This is a genomic window from Pseudodesulfovibrio hydrargyri, assembly GCF_001874525.1.
GTDB lineage: Bacteria > Desulfobacterota > Desulfovibrionia > Desulfovibrionales > Desulfovibrionaceae > Pseudodesulfovibrio > Pseudodesulfovibrio hydrargyri.
Genome location: NZ_LKAQ01000004.1, coordinates 891,665 through 910,176, shown reverse-complemented (window position 1 = coordinate 910,176; position 18,512 = coordinate 891,665). Strand labels below are relative to the sequence as shown.

Annotated in this window: 22 protein-coding genes; 12 read left to right on the top strand and 10 right to left on the bottom strand. The window is 64.5% G+C overall.

What is annotated here, in order from left to right:
- The first annotated feature begins 72 nt into the window (after window positions 1-72).
- Window positions 73-666: a LysE family translocator gene (locus BerOc1_RS08600; RefSeq protein ID WP_071545306.1), complete on the top strand. Its 594-nt coding sequence runs from the start codon at window positions 73-75 to the stop codon at window positions 664-666.
- On the opposite strand, the gene BerOc1_RS08595 is transcribed toward BerOc1_RS08600, so the two are convergent.
- The 6 genes from BerOc1_RS08595 to ilvN form a co-directional block, all read right to left on the bottom strand.
- Window positions 663-2,051 carry a class II fumarate hydratase gene (locus BerOc1_RS08595; protein WP_071545305.1) on the bottom strand — a complete coding sequence of 463 codons (1,389 nt, stop codon included), beginning with the start codon at window positions 2,049-2,051 and terminating at the stop codon, window positions 663-665. The two genes, BerOc1_RS08600 and BerOc1_RS08595, sit on opposite strands and share 4 nt — an antisense overlap.
- A gap of 503 nt (window positions 2,052-2,554) precedes the next feature.
- Window positions 2,555-3,775 (bottom strand): HDOD domain-containing protein, encoded by a 1,221-nt coding sequence (locus BerOc1_RS08590; protein WP_071545304.1) that lies wholly within the window; start codon window positions 3,773-3,775, stop codon window positions 2,555-2,557.
- 3 nt (window positions 3,776-3,778) lie between these two features.
- Window positions 3,779-4,651, bottom strand: coding sequence for a CheR family methyltransferase (locus BerOc1_RS08585; protein ID WP_071545303.1), 873 nt, complete (start codon window positions 4,649-4,651; stop codon window positions 3,779-3,781).
- A 105-nt stretch (window positions 4,652-4,756) separates the two neighbouring features.
- Entirely contained in the window at window positions 4,757-5,842 is a 1,086-nt protein-coding gene (gene buk / locus BerOc1_RS08580; protein WP_071545302.1) for a butyrate kinase, read from the bottom strand.
- Window positions 5,839-6,783, bottom strand: coding sequence for a phosphate acyltransferase (locus tag BerOc1_RS08575; RefSeq protein ID WP_071545301.1), 945 nt, complete (start codon window positions 6,781-6,783; stop codon window positions 5,839-5,841). Before BerOc1_RS08575 ends, buk begins: the two co-directional genes overlap by 4 nt.
- Window positions 6,784-7,263, bottom strand: a complete 480-nt coding sequence (gene ilvN / locus BerOc1_RS08570; protein WP_071545300.1) for an acetolactate synthase small subunit — start codon at window positions 7,261-7,263, stop codon at window positions 6,784-6,786. It abuts the gene before it with no gap.
- A gap of 134 nt (window positions 7,264-7,397) precedes the next feature.
- Between ilvN and BerOc1_RS08565 the strand changes: the two genes are divergently transcribed.
- Complete coding sequence (locus BerOc1_RS08565; RefSeq protein ID WP_242652925.1) at window positions 7,398-8,840, top strand: SLC13 family permease; 1,443 nt, start codon at window positions 7,398-7,400, stop codon at window positions 8,838-8,840.
- Between the two features lie 10 nt (window positions 8,841-8,850).
- Complete coding sequence (locus BerOc1_RS08560) at window positions 8,851-9,789, top strand: universal stress protein (protein WP_071545298.1); 939 nt, start codon at window positions 8,851-8,853, stop codon at window positions 9,787-9,789.
- Window positions 9,790-9,888: 99 nt separating this feature from the next.
- Here BerOc1_RS08560 and BerOc1_RS08555 read toward each other — a convergent pair whose 3' ends face one another.
- Entirely contained in the window at window positions 9,889-10,530 is a 642-nt protein-coding gene (locus BerOc1_RS08555; RefSeq protein WP_071545297.1) for a DUF2959 domain-containing protein, read from the bottom strand.
- 64 nt (window positions 10,531-10,594) lie between these two features.
- Entirely contained in the window at window positions 10,595-11,488 is an 894-nt protein-coding gene (locus BerOc1_RS08550) for a LysR family transcriptional regulator ArgP (RefSeq protein ID WP_071545296.1), read from the bottom strand.
- Window positions 11,489-11,725: 237 nt separating this feature from the next.
- Between BerOc1_RS08550 and BerOc1_RS08545 the strand changes: the two genes are divergently transcribed.
- The gene (locus tag BerOc1_RS08545; RefSeq protein ID WP_071545295.1) at window positions 11,726-12,337 is read left to right on the top strand and encodes a LysE/ArgO family amino acid transporter; all 612 of its coding nucleotides are present in this window, start codon (window positions 11,726-11,728) and stop codon (window positions 12,335-12,337) included.
- 75 nt (window positions 12,338-12,412) lie between these two features.
- Here BerOc1_RS08545 and BerOc1_RS08540 read toward each other — a convergent pair whose 3' ends face one another.
- Window positions 12,413-12,703, bottom strand: coding sequence for a hypothetical protein (locus BerOc1_RS08540; RefSeq protein ID WP_071545294.1), 291 nt, complete (start codon window positions 12,701-12,703; stop codon window positions 12,413-12,415).
- Window positions 12,704-12,920: 217 nt separating this feature from the next.
- Complete coding sequence (locus BerOc1_RS08535; RefSeq protein ID WP_071545293.1) at window positions 12,921-13,130, bottom strand: TOBE domain-containing protein; 210 nt, start codon at window positions 13,128-13,130, stop codon at window positions 12,921-12,923.
- A gap of 207 nt (window positions 13,131-13,337) precedes the next feature.
- On the opposite strand from BerOc1_RS08535, the gene BerOc1_RS08530 reads away from it, so the two are divergent.
- From BerOc1_RS08530 to BerOc1_RS08495, 8 genes are all read left to right on the top strand, one after another.
- Entirely contained in the window at window positions 13,338-13,802 is a 465-nt protein-coding gene (locus tag BerOc1_RS08530; RefSeq protein ID WP_071545292.1) for a cereblon family protein, read from the top strand.
- 22 nt (window positions 13,803-13,824) lie between these two features.
- Window positions 13,825-14,631, top strand: coding sequence for an HD domain-containing protein (locus BerOc1_RS08525; RefSeq protein WP_129586508.1), 807 nt, complete (start codon window positions 13,825-13,827; stop codon window positions 14,629-14,631).
- 47 nt (window positions 14,632-14,678) lie between these two features.
- Window positions 14,679-15,290, top strand: a complete 612-nt coding sequence (locus BerOc1_RS08520; RefSeq protein ID WP_071545290.1) for a YigZ family protein — start codon at window positions 14,679-14,681, stop codon at window positions 15,288-15,290.
- A gap of 93 nt (window positions 15,291-15,383) precedes the next feature.
- Window positions 15,384-15,830, top strand: a complete 447-nt coding sequence (locus BerOc1_RS08515; protein ID WP_071545289.1) for a hypothetical protein — start codon at window positions 15,384-15,386, stop codon at window positions 15,828-15,830.
- Window positions 15,831-15,932: 102 nt separating this feature from the next.
- On the top strand, window positions 15,933-16,532 hold the full coding sequence (locus BerOc1_RS08510) for a LemA family protein (RefSeq protein ID WP_071545288.1): 600 nt from the start codon (window positions 15,933-15,935) through the stop codon (window positions 16,530-16,532).
- 12 nt (window positions 16,533-16,544) lie between these two features.
- Window positions 16,545-17,324: a TPM domain-containing protein gene (locus tag BerOc1_RS08505; RefSeq protein ID WP_071545287.1), complete on the top strand. Its 780-nt coding sequence runs from the start codon at window positions 16,545-16,547 to the stop codon at window positions 17,322-17,324.
- A gap of 16 nt (window positions 17,325-17,340) precedes the next feature.
- On the top strand, window positions 17,341-17,979 hold the full coding sequence (locus BerOc1_RS08500) for a TPM domain-containing protein (protein ID WP_071545286.1): 639 nt from the start codon (window positions 17,341-17,343) through the stop codon (window positions 17,977-17,979).
- Window positions 17,980-18,065: 86 nt separating this feature from the next.
- Window positions 18,066-18,272 (top strand): hypothetical protein, encoded by a 207-nt coding sequence (locus BerOc1_RS08495; RefSeq protein ID WP_071545285.1) that lies wholly within the window; start codon window positions 18,066-18,068, stop codon window positions 18,270-18,272.
- Window positions 18,273-18,512 lie beyond the last annotated feature (240 nt).

Below are 18,512 nucleotides of genomic sequence, written 5' to 3'. Positions count from 1 at the left end.
CCTTACCCCTCAAAGTACGAAAAATCGCAGCAGGGCCGCCACCAAAGGGCGGCGGTCCGGGGAGTTACAGCCATGAACATGGAAACATACGCCGCCTTCGTCCTCTTTGTCATCGTCATGACCGGCACGCCCGGCGCGGGCAACCTGACCATGATGGGCATCGGCCAGACCACGGGCTTCAAGTCCGCCATCCCCTTTCTGATCGGGGCCACCGTGGGCGCGGTCAGCCTGGACACCATGGTGGCGCTCGGCCTGGGCAAGATCATCCAGACCTCACCCAACCTCGCGACGGTCATGAAGGTTTGCGGAACGTGCTACATTTTGTATCTCGGGTGGAAACTGCTGACCATGCGGCTGGGCAGTCATGCGGTGAACCGCCGGTTCACCTTCTGGGAAGGGGTCATCCTGCACCCGCTCAATCCCAAGAGCTGGGCCATGGCCCTGGTCGGGTTCACGCAGTTCGCCGACCCGTCCCTGCCGCTCCTGTGGCAGGTCTCGGTCTTTGTCCTGACCTTCATGGTCTTCCAGGTGTCCTTCCACTCGGCCTGGGGGTTGGCCGGGGCCGCCATCCTGCGCACCCTCAAATCCGGGGCCGTGCTCACCGGGGTCAACTGCGTGCTCGTGGCGGTCATGGTCGGGGCGACCATGTACGCCCTGTTCGTCTAGCCCTTGGGGCGGATCATCTCCTCGGGCACGACCACCCGGTCGAACTCCTCGGCCGAGACGAAGCCGAGCTCCAGGGCCGCCTCGCGCAGGCTCTGTCCGGTCTTGTGGGCGTGCAGGGCGATCTTGGCCGACTTGTCGTAGCCGATCACCGGGGTCAGGGCCGTGACCAGCATGAGCGAATGGGACACATGGGCCGCGATGCGTTCCCTGTCCGGCTCAAGCCCCTTGAGCAGGTGCTCGGTGAAGCTGTGCATGCCGTCGCCGAGCAGTCGTGCCGAGTGGAGCACGTTGCGCACCATCAGCGGCTTGTACACGTTCATCTCCAGCACCCCGCCTGTGCCGCCCAGGGTCACGGCCAGGTCGTTGGCCATGGCCTGCAGCGATACCATGGTCAACGCCTCGCACTGGGTCGGGTTGACCTTGCCCGGCATGATCGACGAGCCCGGCTCGTTGGCCGGGATGACCAGCTCGCCCAGCCCGGCGCGCGGCCCGCACGACAACAGCCTGATGTCCGACGCGATCTTGTTCAGGGAATTGGCCAGGGTCTTCAGCGCCGCGGACACGTGCACCAGCGCGTCATGGCCGCCCTGCGCCGCGAACCGGTTCGGGGCCGGGACGAACGGCAGCCCGCTCAACTCCGCGATATGCCCGATGGCCGCCTCGGCGAACCCGGGCCAGCTGTTCACTCCGGTGCCCACCGCCGTGCCGCCCAGGGTCAGTTCAAACACGTCTTCGAGCGCCTGACGAATCCGTTTCTCATCCCCCCCCAGCATGGAGGCGTACCCGGAAAACTCTTGCCCCAAGGTCAGGGGCGTGGCGTCCTGCATGTGTGTGCGCCCGATCTTGACGATCCCGTCCCATGCCCCGGCCTTGCCCGAGAGCTCCTCGCGCATGGCGCTCAGCGAAGGCAGGAGGCGTTCGATAATTGTATTTGCGACAGCCATATACATGACTGTCGGAAAGTTATCGTTAGTTGACTGACTCATGTTGACGTGGTCGTTGGGATGGACCGGCTCCTTGGAGCCCACGGGCCTGTCGGCCAGCTGCGAGCAGCGGTTGGCGACGACCTCGTTCACGTTCATGTTGAACTGCGTGCCGCTGCCCGAAATCCACACCGGCAGCGGGAACATGTCCGCGTGTTGTCCGGCCAGGATTTCGTCGCAGACCGCCACGATCAGGTCGCGCCGCTCATCGTCCAATTTCCCGGCCCCGCCGTTGGCCAGCGCGCACGCTTTCTTCAGGATCGCATACGCCCGGATCATCTCCCTGGGCATCAGCTCGCCGTCTATGGTGAACAGCGTCAGCGCCCGCTGCGTCTGCGCGCCCCACAACGCCTCTTCAGGAACCCGAACCTCGCCCAGACTGTCCGTCTCGATTCGAAACATGCGACCTCCAATGTCTGCTTTTGTCCACAATAGCCCATACAAGCGGCCCGCTCAACACATGGATTGGATTTTGTCGGCGTCTTTTTTCGTGTCTACGGCGGCTGGGGCGCTGCCCTGGACCCCTTCCCAAACTTTTTGTGTCGCCTGCGGGGAAGGTGCGGGCGAGCAGGGTGAGACCGGTTGATCGGAGAGGCGGCAGTAGCTTGGCAGTGTGGTGTTCCGAAGGTTTCCGCGCCGGACGTCCACGGGCCTCGGAGGGTCGTCCGGCGCGGAAACCTTCGGAACGGTCGCCAATGCCGCAGGCGAGGTTGGGCATACCCGCCCAAGCGGTCTTGCGGCGTTTTCTACTTCTGAAAAGCGGCAGAGCTCATCGCGCTACGGCTTTTCCAAGAAACAAAACCCGCGATTTCGGGCAGGGGAAGCGGCGGGCGATATTGTGGAAAAGCGCACGTCGTCCCGCCCGCCGGAGGCATTCATTCCCCGGACTCCGCTGCCCGTGCCGCCTAGAAAAAGGCGCTCATGACAATGTCGATTTGTTCGGCGTATTGGCTGACGGCTTCGTTGAGGGTCTTTTCGGGGTCGATGCCGAGGAGTTCCCAGGCCTGTTCGTCGAGTCCGGGCATGACGTACATGCCGCCCTGGGCGATTTCCACGGCATTGGTCAGGTTGTCGGCCACGTGGACGATGGCCGGTTCCAGGGGGTTGGGGTATTCCATGGGATTGTGGTGGTAGTTGATCATGAGGGCCAGGCTTTCGGGGAATTTCCATGCCGCGAGCAGGGGTTTGCTGATGTCGGTATGGCAGAGTTCCATGACGGCCATTTCGGCCTCGACCAGGGGCAGGCAATTTTCGCGGGCGAAGAGCATGGCCTCTGTGGAGGCGTAGGGCAGTTTCTTGAACAGGATGAGCCGGCCCACGTCGTGGAGCAGGCCGCCGATGAAGAACCGTTCCGGGGACAGCCCGCTCTGGGTTCCGGCGAGCATGCGGGCGAAGATGCCGCAGGTGATGGAGTGCCGCCAGAAGGACTGCATGTCCACGAGTTCGGGCGGAATGTCCTGGAAGTAGTTGATGGCCGAGATGCCGAGCGCCAGGGTGGACAGTTCCTTGCCGCCCACCAGGGCCACGGCCCGGCTGATGGAGTCGATGGTCTGGGGGAAGCCGTAGAGGGGCGAGTTGACCAGCTTGAGGAGTTTGGCGGACAGGCCGATGTCGGTGCTGACGACCTTGGCGATGCGGTCGGCCGAGGCGGCGTCGTCCTCGAGGACCTCTTTGATGCGGAAGAAGATGTCCGGGAAGCTGGCCAGTTCGGTCTCATGTTCGACAATGGTTTCGGGCGTGCCCATGCCGGTGATGAAGATGTCGTCCAGGTGCTCGACGTTGGCGGCCCGGCGTTCCTCCAGGTCGGGCAGCTTCCAGCCTTCGACCACGGCCCGGGCGGTCAGTTCCAGGGCGATGTGGAACATCTCGATGACCGCGGGGTGGTCCGGATTCACGTACAGGAAGAATTCGCGCACGTAATCCTCGATGGCCAGGAGGTCGTCCTCGGTCAGGTCGGCCAGATCAGGCTGCACGTCGGCCTCGGGGATGCCCACGCGTTTGAGCAGCTGGAGCTGGTTCTCCGCCAGTTCGGTGCCGCTCTTGAAGAGCAGCCTGCCGTCCTTGGCGACCAGGTCGGAGGCCAGGACCATACCCGGTTTGAGCTCGTCTATATGCTTTGTGGCCACGGCCTATTCCTCCTTCTTGTACGCGATGGCGCCCGCGTTGTGGACCGGCTTGAACGACTGGGAGACCTTGTGCAGGGACTCGGAATGGCCGACCAGCAGATAGCCGCCGGGCAGCAGGTTGTCGTAGAACGCCTGCACGACCTTGCGCTTCATGGCGTCGTCGAAATAGATGATCACGTTGCGGCAGAAAACGATGTGCGACCGGGGGATCCGCTTCAGGGCCAGGGGATCGTTCAGGTTCATGGGCATGAACCTGACCAGCTTGCGGATGCGCGGGTCGAGCTCCCAGCCGCCCTCGACCTCCTTGAAGTAGCGCTTGCGGATCTCGTCCGGCGTGGTCTTGAAGGCATATTCGGGGTAGATGCCGGCCTGGGCGCGGGCGATCATCTTTTCGGACAGGTCCACGGCGGTGATGTTGATTCGCCAGCGGGCGATCTCGGCCTTGAGGGTCTCGAGCAGAAGGAAGACCAGAGTGTAGGGTTCCTCGCCCGACGAGCACCCTGCGGACCAGATGTTCAGCTCATATCTGCCAGCCTTGCGCTGGCGGTCCAGCACCTCGGTGAGCAGGTTGTCGCGAAAGGATTCAAGCTGCCTGGTGTCCCGGCAGAAGCTGGTCTCGTTGGTGGTGACCATCTCGAAGAGCTGCTTGAGCTCCTGGCCCCGGTCCACCTTGAGGTACTTGATGTAGTCGGTAAAGCTGGTCAGGCCGAGCTCGCCCAGCCGCCGGGAGAAACGGCTCTCGAACAGGTACTTGCGCTTTTCGTCCACGAAGATGCCGCTCTTGTCGTAGATGAAGTCGCGCAGTTGGACGAATTCCTCGTCCGTTATCCTGACGCCCTTCCGCAAGGTGGCGGATTTACTAAACAACGAACCCATCTATCGTGATCCTTCCTGCGATACTGTCCATGGAACCCCGTTGACCGTTACTGCAAGTCCCTGGTTGAAGACCAGTATTTATTGATGAAAATAACGGGTTAAGAGTTAATCCGCCCGATAGGTCCGGACCGGCTCCGTGCCGTTCAGGGCCCGCACCGCGCCCTGGGCCAGGGCGGCCATCTCCACCTCGCCGGGGACCACCTCCACCGGGCCGAGGAATGAGACCTGTCGTGCGATCTCCTCCACCAGAGGGACGCTCCGGGCGAGCCCGCCGGTCAGGACCACGGCGGCCAGATCCAGGCCGCCCTCATCATTGGTCAGGGCCGGGGCCATGGACACGATGTACCGGGCGATGCCGTAGGCCATGGCCCGGAAGACGAGCGCCGCGTGCTCGTCGCCCTGGTCCACGCGAGCCAGGAGCAGACGCGGGTCGTTGATCCCCAGGTGGGCGACCAGGCCGCCCTGGCTCAGAATGGTCGTGCGCAGCTCGGCGTAGTCGCGTTCACCGTTATGGAGCATGTCCAGGATCGGCACCAGGGGCAGGCCGCCCGTGCGCTCCGGGGTGAACGGCCCCTCACCGTCCAGGGCGTTGATCACGTCCACCACGCGGCCCCGGCGGTGCGCGCCTATGGATACCCCGCCGCCCATGTGGCAGACGATGAAATTCGAGTGAGGATACTCCACGCCGAGGCGCCCGGCCACCATGCGGGCCACCCCGCGCTGGTTCAGGGCGTGGAAGATGGACCGCCGGAAAAGCCCGGGCAGTCCGGTCAGCCGTGCCTTGTCCATCATCTCGTCCGTGACAACCGGGTCCACCACGTAGGCGGGCACGCCCCAGTGCCGGGCCAGGGGCAGGGCCAGCACGCCGCCCAGGTTGCAGGCATGCTCGCCGTACCGGGCTGATTGCAGATCGTCGACCATGGCGTCGGACACTTCGTAAACCCCGCCTTCCAGGGGGCGCAACAGGCCGCCCCGGGCGACCACGGCCCGGATTCGCTTGGGATCCGTGCCGGTCTTGGCCAGAAACTCGGCCACCAGGCGCATGCGGTAGTCGAATTGGTCCGCCACCCGGCGGAAACCGGCCATCTTCTCGCGGGAGTGCTGCAGTTCCTCGGCGGCCAGAGTGTCGTCGCCTTTGTACAGGGCCACCTTGGTGGAGGTGGAGCCGGGGTTGATGACCAGTATGCTCACGGTTGGCTCCTCCTTGCCAGGACAGAGGCCAGGGCGATGGAGTGGAACTTGGACGCGTCCGAGTCGCCCCGGGACGGGACCACCACCGGCACCCGGCTGCCCACGACCACGGCGGCCATGACGCAGCCGCACAGGGTGGACAGGGACTTGTACAGGACGTTGCCCGCCTCGATGTTCGGGGTGACCAGGATGTCCGCGTTCCCGGCCACCGGGTTGTCGAAACGCTTGGTGGCCGCCACCTTGCGGGACACGGCCAGGTCCAGGGACAGCGGACCGAAGACCTGCGCGTCGCCGAACTGGCCCTGGCGGGCCATCTTGGTCAGGATGTCCCCGTCCAGGGTGGCGGGCATGGCCGGGTAGTTGACCTTTTCCGTGGCCGCCAGCACGGCCGCCTTGGGGGCCGCCATGCCCAGCGCCCGGGCCACTTCCAGGGCGTTGTTGAGGATCTCCACCTTGCGCTGCAGGGAAGGCGCGATGTTCACGCCCGGGTCGGTCATGAGCATCAGGCGGCCGTCCACCGGGGACTCGAAGACCGCCACGTGGCTGAGGATGCGCCCGCCGTGGGGCACGCCGGTCTCCTTGTTGAGCACCGCCTTGAGCAAGGTGGCCGTGGGCACCAGCCCCTTCATGATCAGCTGGGCCTCGCCCTCGCGAAACAGCCGGACCGCCTCGAACACGGCCCCGGCGTCGTCGGTGACGTGCACCTGCCGAAAGGGCGAGATGTCCAACCCCCGCTCGTCCGCGATGCGCCGGGTCTCCTCCATGTCGCCGACCAGGATGGGCTCGGCCACGCCGCGCTCAAAGGCCTCGATACCGGCCCTCAGCACGAACCCCTCGGCGGACCGGGCGATGGCCACCTTGGGCATGGTCCCGCCCCGGCCGTAATCCAGGGCGGCCCGGGCCAACTCGTTCAGACTCGTGACGGGTGAAAACTCGGACACTTACTCATCCCCGCGCTTGAGCGCGATCATCCCGGACCGGCACATGGACTTGATCCCGTAGGGCACAAGCATCTTGATCAGCCCGTCCACGCGCTCCTGGTCGCCGGACAGCTCCACCGTGACCGTCTCCCGGCCCATGCCGACCACGTTGGCCCGGAAGACCTCGAAGACCTGCATCAACTGGCTGGTCTGGGCCGGGTCCATGGCCACCTTGATCATGACCAGCTCGCGGTCCACGAAATCCTTGCGCGACAGGTCGTCCAGTTGGATGACCGCGTCCAGGGACTCCAGGTAGCGGCCGATCCTGTCCACGGCCTCGTCGTCGCCGTCCATGCACAGGATGATGCGGGAGACCTGCGGGTTCTCGGTTTCCCCGGCGGCCAGGGAGAGGATATTGGCGTCGTATTTACCGCATTCCCGGGCCATCATGGCCAGGACGCCGGGTTCGTTGCGGCACAGGGCGGACAGGGTGCGTTTCAAGGGAATCTCCTGGTTGCGGTTGGCGCGCGCGGGTTTCCGCGCTCAAGCACAATACCCGATACCCGGCCCAATGCAAATCCCGCCATGGCGCACCCCGTTTCCTGCGCTTTGAACTGGCGGCGATCCGTTCCCGCATGTATAGTGCCCGTACCGTGATCCATTTTCTCCGTGAAAAACGCTGGTTTTTCCTCACCCTGGCCATCCAGGCCGCCATGCTGCTCCTGCCTCCGCCCGAGGGCGTCACCCAGGAGGGCTGGCGCGTGCTGGTCATGACCGTGGGCGCGACCATCCTGTTCATCACCGAGCCCATCCCCCTGCCCGCCGTGGCCCTGCTGATCATCCTCGGCCAGGTCTTCCTCCTCGGGCTGGATTCCTCGCTGGTGGCCAAGTCCCTGATGAAGGACTCGGTCCTGTTCATCATGGGCTCGCTCATGCTTGCCGTGGCCCTGGTCAAACAGAAGCTCGACAAGCGCCTGGCTCTGCTGATCATCAAGGTAACCGGCTCATCCACCTATGCCATCGCCTTCGGCATCTCGGTCTTCTCCGGCCTGCTCGCCTCGTTCATCGGCGAGCACACCGTGGCCGCCATGATGCTGCCCGTGGCCCTGTCCCTGATCCAGCTGGCCACCGACGACGCCAAGCAGCAGAGGGCCCTGGCCGTGCTCTTTCTCTTCTCCATCTCCTACGCCTGCGCCATGGCCGGGATCGGCACCCCGTCGGGCGGCGCGCGCAACGCGATCATGATCGACTACCTGCGCGACTTCTTCTACGCACCGGACGACCCGGCCACCCACGGCTACTCGGTCTCCTACCTGCACTGGATGATCTACGCCTACCCCATCTTCCTCATCCAGCTGCCGCTCATGCACCTCATCCTCCGCCGTACCTTCAAAACCGACCTGCGCGACCTCGGTCCGGCCGTGGCCAAACTCAGGGAACAGGTCGGCAGCGAAGGGGCTCTGACCGGCCGCCACTACGTGGCCATCGTCCTGTTTCTCCTGACCCTGGCGGGCTGGGTCGGTTTTTCCTCGAAATACGGCATGGGCACCATCGCCATCCTCGGCGCGGTCCTCTTCCTGGTCACCGGCCTGGTCCGCTGGCAGGACCTCAACTCAGGCGTCAACTGGGGCGTAGTCCTGCTTTACGCCGCCGCCATTTCGCTCGGCGTGCAGATGCGCGACACCGGCGCGGCCGCCTGGGTGGCCGGCATGTTCATGGACGGGCTCGCCCCGTTCGGCCTCAACACCGGCCTCGGCCTGCTGGCCGCGGTCATGCTCCTGACCACCTTCATCACCAACACCATGAGCAACGGCGCGGCCGTGGCCGTGCTCGGCCCCATTGTCCTGACCATCGCCCTGGCCACCGAGTCCAACCCCCTGGCCGTGGGCATGGTCACCGCCATCTCCAGCGCGTTCGCCTATTTCACGGTCATCGGCACCCCGGCCTCCACCATCGTCTACTCCTCGGGCTACCTGCGCCCCACGGATTTCATGAAAGTGGGCTGGCGCATGGCCCTCATGTCCTTTATCGTGCTCCTGACGGCATCCAAACTGTACTGGCCCCTCATCGGCCTCTAAGGAGTTGTCCATGACCTCGGACGACAAGCTCAACATGCGCATCCTCATCTGCATCGGCGGCGGCCCCGAAGCCTACGCCAGCCTGCGCTACGCCGTCCGCCTATCCAAGACCGCCTGCGCCGATATTGCCCTGCTCTATGTCCGGCCCCTGGACAGCGGCCTCAACTCCGGCGGCATGGAAGTGCGCGTGGCCCGCGAGAACGTCCTGGACTGGGGGCTCGAACTGCCCGGCCTTCGCCAGCTCAAGGCCGCCCGCGACATCCTCGTGGAACTGGGCGAGATCGAACCCGGCGCGAAACGCGAATGGAAACACAGCGAGATCAAGGGCGACCCGGCGGGCGAGTACATCCGCGACTACGAGAACCCCTGCGGCGGCATCATCTCCCTGCGGCTGCGCACCGCCAAGGACGTGACCACCGCCGTGTCCGACGAGGCCAAGCGATTCAAGGCCGACGTGGTCATCGTCGGCGCCTCGCCCGAACCCATGACCGGGCTCAGAAAACTCTTCTCCCGCAAACCCCTGGCCCTCCAGATCGCCGCCCACGCGCACTGCTCGGTCATCGTGGCCCGGAATCTCGAACCCGGCCGCAACCACCTGGTCTGCGTCCAGGACACCGACCAGTCCCGGGCCATGCTCCCCATGGTCAGCCGCTACTTCCAGTCCTGCCGGTACCCCCTGTCCATCCTGTCCGTGGCTCCCACCGAGGCCGACCTCGCCTCGGCCCGGAAAGCCGCCCAGGAAGCCGCCCAGATCCTCGGCGAACTCGGCACCACACCCGCCGAAATCCTCGTCGAGGTCGGCGACCCCGTGGAAACCATCATCACCATCGGCTACGACTTCTCCCTCATCCTCGCCTCCGAATCCCTCAAACCCTGGTTCGCCAAAGGGTTTAGCGTGTCCCACGAAGTGGCCGAAAAGGCCCGAAACTCCGTCATGATCGTCAAATAGGGCGAGGGGAAACGCCTTCAAGAACGCCTGAAACATCCTCGACCCAAAAGGGCCTGCGACCAATGGTTGCAGGCCCTTTTGGGTTGTCTGGAACCGCCGTTATTCCAAAGTCTCGATGAAGGAGTCGGCTTCGGCTATGGATTTGTCCATTTCCTTGATGAGGGAGTCCACGTTGGAGCGGATGGAAGTGAGTTCGCCCTGAAGGGAGGCGATGGCTTTGGCGTTGAGGTTGTGCTTGAGGTAGAGAACCTGGTCGTGGAAGGCGTTGAGCACGGGCTGCATTTTCCTCTCGGCATTGCGCATGGCCCGGATCAGGCCGTTGTATTTCTTTTTGGTGGCCGCGAATTTCTGTTCGCTGGACCGGCGCAGCTTGGCGCTGGAGTATTGCTTGATCTCGCCGCTCCATTCGTCGAACAGTGCCTGGGCCACGTCCTCGACCGAGTCGATGCGCGCCTTGACGTCGTCCGCCTGGTCCTTGCAGTCCTCGTATTCGTCGTTGAGTTTTTCGTAGACCGCCTCAAGCTTGCCGCCGTCGAAGGCGGCCACGGACTTGAACTGGTCCAGGGCCGAGGCGAATTGCTCCTTTGCGTCCTTTTGCGATTCGCGGGCGTTTTCGACCCGGTCGGACAGGATCTCACGCTTGTCGTACCCCACGGATTCCATGGCGGAATAGTAGGTCTTGGAGCAACCGTAGGCGAGGAAGAGGGCGAGGACGGACAGGGCCAGGGCGAACCGTTTCATGAAAGACTCCTTGATGCGGCGAATGTTTCCCGGTGAATACAACAAAGGGTGGGCATGGGCAAACCTAGGGGCGCTGGATGAGCAGGCGGCGCGCGCCTTGGACCAGAGCGTCGGTGAAGGACGCCAGCCGGGCGGATTCGAGGTTCCAGCACTGCCAGTGCAGGCGCACGGTGAAGACGTGCCCGGGCAGGAGATCGACGATCTCGTCATGCTCAAGATAGGGCGCGGCCTGCTGGTCCAGAAGCATGCCCGCCACCCGGCCCGAGGCCACGGCCGGGGCGAACTGCTCGGCCGACGGCAGATAGAAGGGCGAACGCAGATTGGGCCGCTGCCCCAGCGCCTCGCCCAACAGGACTTCGTGCATGACGTCCTTGCGGTTGAAGACGAGGACAGGGGCGTTCTCCACGCTCTCCAACACAGCGCCGTTCTTATACCATTTCGTTTTGTATGACGGTGTGGCATACAGTCGATAATCCATGTCGCCGAGATACTCCACGCGGCAACCCTGGACCGGTTCGGCGCGGTCCGCGACACAGCCGAGCACATCGCCGGCCTTGAGGAGTTTGAGGGTTTCGGCCTGGTCGTCCACGGACAGGTCCAGCAGCACGGGTTCGGCGTCCAGATAGCCGTCCAGGGCCGGAAAGAACCAAGTGGCCAGGGAATCGGCGTTCACGCCCACGGGCAGGGTGTCGAACCCGGCCTCGTTCTGGCCCAGCCCCGCGCTTAGGTCCTCTTCAAGCCGCCGCACCTGTCGGAAATGCTTGAGCATGGCCTGCCCGGCCACGGTGGGCCGGGGCGGCGAGGAACGCACCAGGAGCACGCATCCGGCCTGTTCCTCCAGCAGTTTGACCCGCTGGGACACGGCCCCCTGGGTCAGATGCAGGACCCGCGCGCCCTTCTCGAACCCGCCTTCCCCGACCACGGCGGCAAAGGCCTCAAGCAACTTGTAATCCAACATGCCTGTTCATTAGCATTTCTAATGAACACTGAAAACAATTAGTTTTACACCACCACGCCTCGCCTCTACAACTTCAATCAACAACAACCTGAACCAACCACCCTCACCCCTCCCCGCGAAGCGGCACAAAAAGTTTAGGAGGGAGAAGGGGATGGGGGGTCCGGGGGAAGGGGAAGAGGGAAGCCCTTTTCAAAGGGTTCCCTCTTCCCCTTCCCTCGGCCGCCGGAGGCACAACAAATGACACCATTCATACAAGGGTATGCCATGGGAGGCGGGCTGATCGTGGCCATCGGGGCGCAGAACGCGTTTGTTTTGACGCAGAGCGTCCGGCGCAACCATCATCTGGCGGTGGCGGCGCTGTGCATCCTGTGCGACGGCCTGCTCATTGGCCTGGGCGTGACCGGCGTGGGCACGATGGTGGCGTCCAACCCGACCTTGGGGCTGATCGCGGCCTGGGCCGGGGCGGCGTTCCTGGCCTGGTACGGCCTGGGCGCGTTGAAAGCGGCGTTGCGCGGCGGGTCAATGGAGACGCGGCAGGAAGTCGAGCAGGGCCTGCGTCGCACCCTGGCACTGACCCTGGCCGTGACTCTCCTCAATCCGCACGTGTACCTGGACACCGTGGTGCTTATGGGCTCGGTCAGCGGACGATTCCCGGGCACGGCGCGATACGCCTTCGGCCTGGGCGCGTTCGCGGCCTCGTTCACCTGGTTCCTGTGCCTGAGTCTGGGAGGCCAGGTCCTGGCCCCGCTGTTCTCACGCGACCTGACCTGGCGCATCCTGGACGGGGCGGTCTGCCTGACCATGTGGTCCATCGCCGCCTCTCTGGTCCGGCCCATACTCTTTGCCTGAGACGCTGTCTTGCCCGCCCGACTGATGTATAGTTAGCTATCTATTGTTTTGGATGATCTTTAACAGCTCAGTAACTCAGTCTTTTTTATTGTCTTCAGCCCGGCCATGGCGAAACAGCCGTTCCCAGTCCAGGGGCACGAGGCTGCGGCTGTTGCGCCATTGGAGATAGGCCCACCCCTCGGCCGGGATGGTGCGCACCAGGACCTTGTTGACGAACTGTTTGCCGTCGTCGCCGCAGCACTTGCAGGCCCAGCCGCAGATGTCGCAGGTGCACCCGCCGGTTTTGACCATCTCCTTGTTGGTGCCGGAGTTGTCGCAGCAGGCGTCGCACAACCGCAGATGCGGGGAATCGATTTTGCCGGGCATGATCCATCTGTACGGCCGGGCATCAAAAGGGTCAACTCCAACCGGGCCGAAGGCGCGGAAGAGGGCTGCAAGGGTGCGCCCCTTGCCCGCCAGAGGCGAAGTCACCCGACGTTCGCCGCGAAGCGGCCTTCATTTCCCGATTTCTCCCTCTCGGCCCAATAGAAAAAGGCGGACGCTCCGAAGGGCGTCCGCCTGGCTTTCATCCGTTGCGCCGAGGTTAGTCCTTGGCGATCATGACGCTGGTGGCCTTGACCATGGCGTCGACCTTGTCGCCGACCTTGATGCCCATGCGTTCCACGGAATTCTTGGTGATGACCGAAACCATCTCCACGCCGGGAGCGATTTCGATGACGACCTCGGCATTGACCAGGCCGATGGTGACTTCTTTGACGGTGCCGGGGATGAGATTGCGTGCGCTTAACTTCATGATTTCCTCCAATCGTTCGTATTACATTGAATATGCAACAGTTAATGTCCGCTACGACCACCTGATGGCCGCAATTCATTGTGCCGTTGATGGCATAATGTAATCTTACGGGAAAAAAAGGAAGCACAAGATGCATGCAAAACGAAGAAAATTCTGCGCACTCGACCAATGGGGGCCGGTGGGGTATAGGCGGAGTGGAGGTCCCGTATGGCCATAGACTGCAAGACGGCGGCGCGAGCGTTGCGCCGGGAACAGGACCGGGAAGTCCCGCCTTCCGGCGATTCGCCGGGCGGTCCGGGAGCGGGAGACCGGCCGGGCGAACGCCTGGAACCAGTGGAGGCGGAGACCGGCGGAGTGCTGGTCTGCCGTGCGTGCCGCAGCCGGATCACCCGGCGCGACCTGGGCATGAAGATCAACGGCCGCCACCGGCATGTGTTCTTCAACCCGGATGGGCTGGTCTTCGAACTCGGCTGCTTCGCCTCGGCCAAAAACCTGACCCCGGCCGGGCCCGAGACCGGCGAGTTCACCTGGTTCCCGGGCTACCGCTGGCAGGTGGTCCTGTGCACCGGCTGCTCCTCCCAACTCGGCTGGCGTTACATGGGCGAAGACGGCGGCTTCTTCGGCCTGATCCTCAAGGCGCTCATGGAGGAGGAGCCGGGGATCCGGTCCTAGCCCGCTGGCAACCCGTTTCGGCTTGCGCTACACTCCGGTCATGGACACCCGCATCACCCGCTCCCTCCGCTGGCTCGTGGACCTGGGCCGAACGTTCGAGGACCGCGCGCCCGATGAACTCCGCATCCGGGTCCGGCGCAAGATCATGCATCCCATGCGCGTGCTGGCCCACGTGCGCCACATCCTCACGGAGGAACGGCCCGATCCCGACCTTGCCCTGGCCGCCGAGATCGCGGCCATTCTGCACGACACCGGGCGGTTCGCGCAGCTGGTGGACCGCCGGACCGCCGACGACGGCACCGAATACGACCACGGCGCGGAGGGCGCGCGCATCCTGGCCGGTTCCGACGTGCTGGACGGCCTGGACGGACATTGGCGCTCCGTGGTCATCGAGGCGGTGCGCCTGCACAACCGGGCCGCCCTGCCTGAAGGAATGAATCCGGACGCGCGCATGGTGACCGAGATGGTCCGGGACGCGGACAAGCTCGACGCGGTGCGCAACAGCGTGGGCGGCCTGCTGCACAAGGAGCTGACCGGCAGGGCGATCAAATACGGCATCACCGTGCACCCCGACGAGGTCTCGCCCGACGTGGTCCGCCGCACCCGGGAGCGCAGGCTCATCCCGTACGCGTCCATGCGCTGGTCCAACGACTTCGTCCTGTTCCTGTGCGCCTGGGTCCACGACCTGCACTTCGCCTACGCCTACAACCGGCTGATCGACACCGGCCACTTCGAGCAGCTCCTGGCACTGCTGCCGGACCGGGGCGTGTTCCCGGAACTGAAAGCCCAATTGCGCGGGGACCTCCGCCGGCTGGCCGAAAGGACCTGAGCCGAGCCGGGGTTGACCCTTTTTAATCGGCCGGGCTACACCGGCCCATGGCCGAACGTTACCCCATCCCCGCCGCCTTCCACCGGGTGGAGCAGACCATCAAGCGCAGCCGGTTCATGGCCTCCATGAACCACGCCCCGGACATGGACTCCGCCCGCGCCTTTGTCGCCGCCGTCAAGGAGGAATTCCCGGAGGCCACGCACAACTGCTGGGCCTTCAACGCCGGTCCGCCGGGCGACACGGCCCGGGTGGGGTTGAGCGACGACGGCGAGCCGGGCGGCACGGCGGGCAAGCCCATGCTGGGCGTCCTGCTCCACTCGGGCGTGGGCGAGATCGCGGTGGTGGTCACCCGCTGGTTCGGCGGGACCAAGCTCGGCACCGGCGGCCTGGTCCGGGCCTACGCCGGGCTGGTCAATCTCGGCCTGGAAACCCTGCCCCTGCGCGACATGATCGTGACCAGACGCCTCGGGGTGTCCCTGCCCTACCCGTCCGTGACCCTCTTCAAGCGGCTTTTGCCCGGCTTCGAGGCCGAAGTGGCGGACGAGGCCTTCAGCGACGTGGCCGAATTCACCGTGGAACTGCCCGAGGAGCACGTGGACGGGTTTGCCCGCACCGTGGTCGAGTTGACCGGCGGACGCGCGGAAATACACGAAAAATGATGGCTCCACCGGTTGCGGACCGCCCGGAAAATGGGCTAGCCTAAACTAGGCTTTTGATAATCCGGGGTAACAGCAAGGTGAAGAGCAGGTTCCATGTCCACACAGAAATTGCGAGCGATCTACAAGCAACTTACCGACAAAATTGATATTTCAAAAGAAAAGGCCCTGTTCGAGATCAAGGAGCTGAAGACGGACCTCAACGAACTCCAACGACATCTCTCCGGGCGCAAGAAGGACACCGATATCCAGCCGGAGGACCTGCTGCGTTCCGTCTACGAGATCGCGCAGTTCCTCCGGGACATGCAAAAGCGCGAGGAAATCCTGGCCGAGCTGGAAGGGGTGGCCGCCGAGACCGAGGCCGAGGAATACCTGCTTTCGCGCGGGGCCAAGTTCCTGACCCGGCCCGCGGGCTGGCATTTCCAGACCGCCAAGGAGCGGTTCCTGCTCCACGACTCCGACATGGTCAAGGCCGCGGCCGAGCTGCGCAAGCTTCTGGCCGCCGGCAAGCGGCTCAAACGGCCCGCCAAGAAGAAAAAATAGCCGGATTGCGGACAATCCCCCCCCGGCACGCCTTGACTTTCACGCTGCCGGGCGCATCTTGTTGCGCAACAAAGACAAACCCCAACCAAGGGAAAACAAGCCATGCTCAAACGACTTGTCACGGTCCTTGCGGCCCTTTTCATAGCGGCCTCCCTGGCCGGATGCGGCTACAACTCCATGCAACAGCAGGAGGAAGAGGTCTACGGCGCGTGGGCCAACCTGGAATCCGCCCTGCAACGCCGCGCGGACCTGATCCCCAATCTGGTGGAGACCGTCAAGGGCGCTGCCGCCCACGAAAAATCCACCCTGACCGCCGTGGTCGAGGCGCGCGCCAAGGCCACGCAGACCAAGCTCACCCCGGAGATGCTGACCGACAAGAACGCCCTGGCCAACTTCCAGGCCGCCCAGGGCCAGCTCTCCTCGGCCCTGTCCCGGCTCATGGTCGTGGTCGAACGATACCCGGACCTCAAGGCCAACCAGAATTTCCTGGCCCTGCAGCACCAGCTCGAGGGCACCGAGAACCGCATCAACGTGGCCCGGCAGCGCTACAACGATGCGGTCAAGACCTTCAACTTCTCCATCCGCAAGTTCCCGAACTCCCTGACCAACTCGCTGCTGCTCCACCTGGAGCGCAAGGAGTTCTTCGAGGCTGCCCCGGAGGCAAAGACCGCACCCAAGGTCAACTTCGGGTCCGAGTCCTAGGCGGGCATCGCGGTGCGCTTCCCCACAAACAGACTGTACGCCCTGTTCGCGGCCCTGGTCCTGGTACTCGGCCTGAGCGCCACGGCCCTGGCCTTGGACGTTCCGCCGTACACCACGCGGGTCAACGACCTGGGCAGGATGATGTCGCCCCAGACCCGGCAGACCCTCGAGAGCCAGTTGGCCGCCCTGGAGGAGTCGGACTCCACCCAGGTGGCGGTCCTGACCGTCCCGTCGCTTGAGGGCGACGCCATCGAGGACTTCTCCATCCGCGTGGCCGAGGCCTGGAAGGTCGGCCACAAGGACTTCGACAACGGGGTCATCCTCCTGGTCAGCAAGGAAGACCGCAGGATCCGCATCGAGGTCGGCTACGGCCTGGAAGGACGCCTGACCGACGTCCTGGCCGGGCAGATCATCGACAACGTGATCACCCCACAGTTCCGGGCCGGACGGTACAACCAGGGCTTCCTCGAAGGCGTGACCGCCATCACCGGTGCCGTGCGCGGCGAGTTCACCGCCCTGCCCAAGAAGCGCAAGAGCAAGCTCAACATCCTGGCCATCCTCATCGGCCCCATGATCTTCATGATCCTGCTGACCGAAAAGTTTGGCCGCCGCCGCATCCCCGGAGCGACCGAAGGAGCCAACACGGTCCGGCGCAGCGGCCCCGGCTTCATCTATATGCCCGGCCCGCGCATCGGCGGTGGCGGCGGATTCGGAGGCGGCTTTGGCGGCGGCGGATTCGGCGGGTTCGGCGGCGGCGGATTCGGAGGCGGAGGCGCCTCCGGCGGCTGGTAAACAAAAGGGACAACCCATGCGCAACGCGGAAACATTTCTCACCCAAGCGGAACAGGACGCGCTCGTTCAGTGCGTCAAGAAGGCCGAAGCCACGACCTCAGGCGAAATCGTGCCGGTCATCGCGACCATGAGCTACGACTACCCGAGGGCCGGGCTCATCGGCAGCCTCATCCTCGGCGCGCTCGTCGCCGTGGCGCTGACCCTGGCCCTGGGCCGTGAGGACATGTGGGTCTTCCTGGCCCTGTTCCTGGCTCTGTTCTTCTGCTTTTCGCGCCTGTTCGACGCCCTCCCGGCCCTCAAGCGCCCGTTTGTCTCCAAACGCGAGATGCGCGAGGAAGTGGCCGAGGCCGCCTTCACCGCCTTCCACGCCCACGGCCTGCACGACACCCGCGACAAGACCGGCATCATCCTCTACGTCTCGGTCTACGAGCGCTCGGTCCAGGTCCTGGCCGACAAGGGCATCAACGACCTGGTCAACCCTCAGGCCTGGGAAGAGGTCGTCACCCTGGTCACCAAGGGCATCCGCGCGGGCAAACCCGGCGAGGCCCTGTGCGCAGGCGTGACCCGGTGCGGCGAAATGCTCACCAAGCGGTTCCCCATCAAACCCGATGACACCGACGAGCTGCCCAACCTGATCATCGAAAAAGCGGACTAGTCCCCGCAACGTCACCCAAGGGTCACGAGCCCTCCATATTTCCGTAACACCGGTCTGGTCTCCTGTGCCAAACATGGAGGTCCGTCATGTGTGCCGCCGTCCCGGTCGCGCTCCTGCTGCTTGTCATTCTCGTGGCGCTCACCATCCTGCGCCTGTCCAAACCGGCGCCCAATGCCCAACTTATTTCCCTGCTCCTCGAGCCCCTCGCCCACGACCTCGAACAGAGCGGCCTCCAAGACTCCACGCCTTCTGCCTCAACCTCCAGCCGCACCGGCAACGCGGGAACGGCCTGACCAACCGCCCCGCACCCGTCGCCGCGAACACGACGCGCTCTCTTCTGGGAGGGCGCGTCTCTTTTTGGACGAGCGGGGAGGCCTCCGGCGGCTGGGGCGCTGCCCCAGACCCCGCCAGGGGGGAACCCTTTGAAAAGGGTTCCCCCCTGGACCCCCTTCCCAAACTTTTTGGGTCGCCTACGGCGAAGGTGCGAAGCGGGATGGCGGATTGTTGCGCGTGGGGGAGTGTGAGTAGCTCGG

Excerpts from the sequence above, each read along its gene's own strand:
- BerOc1_RS08600 (WP_071545306.1), top strand. The coding sequence starts at position 73 with ATGAACATGGAAACATACGCCGCCTTCGTCCTCTTTGTCATCGTCATG.
- BerOc1_RS08595 (WP_071545305.1), bottom strand. The coding sequence starts at position 2,051 with ATGTTTCGAATCGAGACGGACAGTCTGGGCGAGGTTCGGGTTCCTGAA.
- BerOc1_RS08585 (WP_071545303.1), bottom strand. The coding sequence starts at position 4,651 with ATGGGTTCGTTGTTTAGTAAATCCGCCACCTTGCGGAAGGGCGTCAGG.
- BerOc1_RS08565 (WP_242652925.1), top strand. The coding sequence starts at position 7,398 with ATGTATAGTGCCCGTACCGTGATCCATTTTCTCCGTGAAAAACGCTGG.
- BerOc1_RS08560 (WP_071545298.1), top strand. The coding sequence starts at position 8,851 with ATGACCTCGGACGACAAGCTCAACATGCGCATCCTCATCTGCATCGGC.
- BerOc1_RS08555 (WP_071545297.1), bottom strand. The coding sequence starts at position 10,530 with ATGAAACGGTTCGCCCTGGCCCTGTCCGTCCTCGCCCTCTTCCTCGCC.
- BerOc1_RS08550 (WP_071545296.1), bottom strand. The coding sequence starts at position 11,488 with ATGTTGGATTACAAGTTGCTTGAGGCCTTTGCCGCCGTGGTCGGGGAA.
- BerOc1_RS08545 (WP_071545295.1), top strand. The coding sequence starts at position 11,726 with ATGACACCATTCATACAAGGGTATGCCATGGGAGGCGGGCTGATCGTG.
- BerOc1_RS08540 (WP_071545294.1), bottom strand. The coding sequence starts at position 12,703 with ATGCCCGGCAAAATCGATTCCCCGCATCTGCGGTTGTGCGACGCCTGC.
- BerOc1_RS08535 (WP_071545293.1), bottom strand. The coding sequence starts at position 13,130 with ATGAAGTTAAGCGCACGCAATCTCATCCCCGGCACCGTCAAAGAAGTC.
- BerOc1_RS08530 (WP_071545292.1), top strand. The coding sequence starts at position 13,338 with ATGGCCATAGACTGCAAGACGGCGGCGCGAGCGTTGCGCCGGGAACAG.
- BerOc1_RS08520 (WP_071545290.1), top strand. The coding sequence starts at position 14,679 with ATGGCCGAACGTTACCCCATCCCCGCCGCCTTCCACCGGGTGGAGCAG.
- BerOc1_RS08515 (WP_071545289.1), top strand. The coding sequence starts at position 15,384 with ATGTCCACACAGAAATTGCGAGCGATCTACAAGCAACTTACCGACAAA.
- BerOc1_RS08510 (WP_071545288.1), top strand. The coding sequence starts at position 15,933 with ATGCTCAAACGACTTGTCACGGTCCTTGCGGCCCTTTTCATAGCGGCC.
- BerOc1_RS08500 (WP_071545286.1), top strand. The coding sequence starts at position 17,341 with ATGCGCAACGCGGAAACATTTCTCACCCAAGCGGAACAGGACGCGCTC.
- BerOc1_RS08495 (WP_071545285.1), top strand. The coding sequence starts at position 18,066 with ATGTGTGCCGCCGTCCCGGTCGCGCTCCTGCTGCTTGTCATTCTCGTG.